Raw genomic sequence first — 3423 nt, 5'->3', positions numbered from 1 at the left:
AGAATCGTCGCGGTCGTCGTACCATCACCCGCGACATCGTTCGTCTTCTTCGCGACTTCCTTGACGAGCTCCGCACCGATCTTCTCGAACGGGTCCTCGAGCTCGATCTCCTTGGCGATGCTCACACCGTCGTTGGTGATCGTGGGAACGCCCCACTTCTTCTCCAACACGACGTTGCGACCCTTGGGGCCGAGCGTGACCTTGACCGCATCGGCCAACTGGTTCATGCCGCGCTCCAGGCCGCGCCGAGCCTCCTCGTCGAAGGCGATGATCTTCGGCATGGTTTCTGGGTCCTCCCAGTGGGATGGCAGGTTCGATGGCCTGGCCACAACGACGCCCGCGACGGACGGCTCCCGTTGGCTCCTGGTCCGCGCCGATGTGCGAACGCCGGACCGGGCGGACTGGGCAGCCTCGCCGTTTCAGCCTTGGCACTCCCATGGAGAGAGTGCCAGGTCTTGTTTAGCACTCGGCATAGGAGAGTGCAAGCTCGGTCCGGTCGAGAAGCCCCGCGTCGCGTGGGTTTTTCGGGCCCGCCGCACGGTCGCGACCTCGCTGGCACACGGCAGGAGAACCCGGTCCGACACGCGGATGACGACGCCCTGTCGCGCGGGCGACAGTCGCATCCGCGCGGCTCGTCCATGAACGCCGAGCCGCCGGTCCCGTGCGCGCGTCAGGACCCGGCCAGGTGGGTCGCCCAGGCGACCGGTGATCGCGCCCGCACGGGGTCGCCCGGGCGACCTCTGGCCGGGGCGTGCAACTGACCGGTGGTGGCCGCGCGGGGAGCCGCGCGGCCGTGGCTCAGTTGTCGCCGAGGCCGGCGGCCTCGAAGGCACGCAGGGACGGCTTGATCGTCGCCGTCGGGCCGCCGGTCTCGACGAGGGGGTCGAGGGTCTTCAGGCCGTCACCGGTGTTGTAGATGACGGTCTCGGCCGCGGGGTCGAGCAGACCCTCGCGCAGCAGCCGGCGCAGGTTCGCGACGGTGACGCCACCGGCCGTCTCACCGAAGATGCCCTCGGTGCGGGCCAGCAGCCGCATGCCGTCGATGATCTCCTCGTCGCTGACGTCGGTGATCGCACCGCCGGTGCGCCGGGCAACGTCCAGCGCGTACGGGCCGTCGGCCGGGTTGCCGATGGACAGCGACTTCGCGATCGTCGACGGGCGCACCGGGGCGACCGTATCGACGTTGCGGGCGAAGGCGGCGGCCACCGGGTTGCAGCCGGCGGCCTGCGCGCCGAAGACCTTGTACGGCGTCGGCTCCACCAGGCCGAGGCGGCCGAGCTCGCCGAACGCCTTGTCGACCTTGGTGAGCAGCGAGCCGGACGCGATCGGCACGACGACCTGCTCGGGCAGGCGCCAGCCGAGCTGCTCGGCGACCTCGTAGCCGAGCGTCTTGGAACCCTCGGCGTAGAACGGGCGGACGTTGACGTTGACGAACGCCCACTCGTACTCGCCGGCCAGCTCGCTGCACAGCCGGTTGACGTCGTCGTAGTTGCCCTGGATGGCGACGAGGGTGCCGCCGTACACGCCGGTGGAGACGGTCTTGCCGGCCTCCAGGTCGTGCGGCACGAGCACCACCGAGCGCAGCCCGGCACCGGCCGCGTGCGCGGCGACGGACTGGGCGAGGTTGCCGGTCGAGGCGCAGGCGACGGTGGTGAACCCGAGCTCGCGGGCGGCGCTGAGCGCGACCGAGACGACGCGGTCCTTGAACGAGTGGGTGGGGTTGGCGCTGTCGTCCTTGACGTAGAGCGTCTTCATCCCCAGCTCGGCGGCCAGCCGCGGCGCCGGGCGCAGCGGCGTCCAGCCGGCGCCGAGGGACACCCGGCGGGCCGGGTCGTGACCGGCGGGCAGCAGGCCGACGTAACGCCACAGGTTCGCCGGGCCGGCCTCGATGGACTCCCGGGTGACCCGGGCGAGCAGATCCGCGTCGTAAACGATCTCCAGCGGGGCGAAGCACTCCACGCACACGTGGCTCGGGGAGAGCGGGTAGGTCGCCCCGCAGTGGCGACAGGACAGGCCGACGGCGGGATTGGCGACATCCTGGGCGGGGCCGGCGGCGCGCTCGGGCGCGAGAGTCATGCGGAAGCTCCTCATCTTTCCCGGGCAACCTGCCACGGGCCGGAATTAGCACCTGCCCGCGCACGTGATGCGGGTGGTTGCCGGGGCTTCGCTGGGCCGGTCCCTCTGCCCCTCTGGATGAGCCAGATGAAGTTGTCTGTCCGTACTGTAGTCCGAGTGCCGGCGATCGTGTACCGGTGTTTCGCGGTTCACGGCGAGGTCGGCGACGCGCCGCGGCCGGCGTCGTCCGCTCGGGCCAGGCGGACGAACAGGCCGGCTTCCCTCCGGAGACCAGGGAGTTCATGACAGTGGGCATTCGCGTCATCTACACCGATCTCGACGGCACGATGGTCGGCCCGAAGGGCTGCTTCTTCCGTGCCGAGGGCGGGGCGAGCACCCTCGAACCGGCCCGCGCGCTCACCGAGCTGCACGCCGCCGGCCTCGATCTGGTCCTGGTCAGCGGCCGGACTCGGCCGCAGCTCGTCGAGGCGGCGCAGATCTTCGGCGCGGCCGGATGGATCGGCGAACTCGGCGCGATCGTCGGCTGGAACGACGGCCGGGACAGCGAGATCCTGCGCGGCGCGATGCCGCCCGAGCTCGACCAGGTCCCGCCCGAGCTGCTCGACCGGCTGATCGAGCGCCACCCCGGTGAACTGGAACTGCACACCCCCTGGCACGCGGGCCGGGAGGTCGACGTCATGCTCCGCGGCCGCATCGACGTGCCCGAGGTCGACGCGTGGCTCGCCGAGATCGGCTTCGGTTGGCTGAGCATGCGGGACAACGGCCTGATCTCCCCGGCGCACATGCCGGACCTCGGCGGCGCGCCGCACGTCTACCACCTCGTTCCCGACGGGGTCGGCAAGGGCGACGCGGTGGCCTACGACCTCAAGCGCCGGGGGATCGACCCGGCCGAGGCGATCGCCATCGGCGACTCGGCGAGCGACCTGGCGATGGCCCTGCACGTCGGGCGCATGCACCTGGTCGCCAACGCGCTGCACCACCCGCACATCGCCGAGCTGCTGGCCCGCCACGACAACGTCACCGTCGAGGCGGAGTCGGTCGGCGCCGGCTGGGCGAGTGCCGTGCGGTCGGCCATCGCGGCCTGAGCGCACCGGCGACCGGCCCGATGCGGCCGGGGCGGCCAGGCAGATGGCCTACCCTCCGCAGTGTGCAGCGGATGCCGGGAGCCGAGCAGAGCACGTCCGCCACAGCCTCACCGCACGCCCCGCCCGGGACGGCGCGGGTGCTGGTCGCCTCGAACCGGGGGCCGGTGGCGTTCGCCGCCCGCCCCCCCCGGGGGGGGGGGGGGGGCCCCCGCGCCGCCGGGGCGGGGGGGGGGGGGGGGGGGGGGGGGGGCGGCGCCCCCGG

At 72.4% G+C, this 3423-nt stretch carries 4 protein-coding genes and 1 riboswitch; of the genes, 2 read left to right on the top strand and 2 right to left on the bottom strand.

Annotated features, from left to right (window positions below; translation table 11 throughout):
* Nucleotides 1-281, bottom strand: a 281-nt coding sequence (locus tag MXD60_RS25940) for a TCP-1/cpn60 chaperonin family protein (RefSeq protein ID WP_283099012.1), incomplete at its 3' end; no start/stop codon positions are given.
* A gap of 517 nt (nucleotides 282-798) precedes the next feature.
* Nucleotides 799-2076, bottom strand: coding sequence for a threonine synthase (thrC, locus tag MXD60_RS25935; protein ID WP_248822287.1), 1278 nt, complete (start codon nucleotides 2074-2076; stop codon nucleotides 799-801).
* An 8-nt stretch (nucleotides 2077-2084) separates the two neighbouring features.
* A riboswitch (SAM riboswitch) is annotated at nucleotides 2085-2200 on the bottom strand.
* Nucleotides 2201-2363: 163 nt separating this feature from the next.
* Between thrC and MXD60_RS25930 the strand changes: the two genes are divergently transcribed.
* A complete protein-coding gene (locus tag MXD60_RS25930; RefSeq protein WP_248822289.1) occupies nucleotides 2364-3161 on the top strand; it encodes an HAD family hydrolase in 798 nt (265 codons plus the stop codon).
* Between the two features lie 71 nt (nucleotides 3162-3232).
* Nucleotides 3233-3423: hypothetical protein (locus MXD60_RS25925; RefSeq protein WP_248822285.1), on the top strand; the 191-nt coding region annotated here is incomplete at its 3' end.

This window comes from Frankia sp. AgB32 (assembly GCF_023243045.1).
GTDB lineage: Bacteria > Actinomycetota > Actinomycetes > Frankiales > Frankiaceae > Frankia.
This window is presented reverse-complemented; position numbering and strand designations above follow the sequence as displayed.

Coding starts and splice junctions, on each gene's coding strand:
- thrC (WP_248822287.1), bottom strand. CDS start 2,076: ATGACTCTCGCGCCCGAGCGCGCCGCCGGCCCCGCCCAGGATGTCGCC.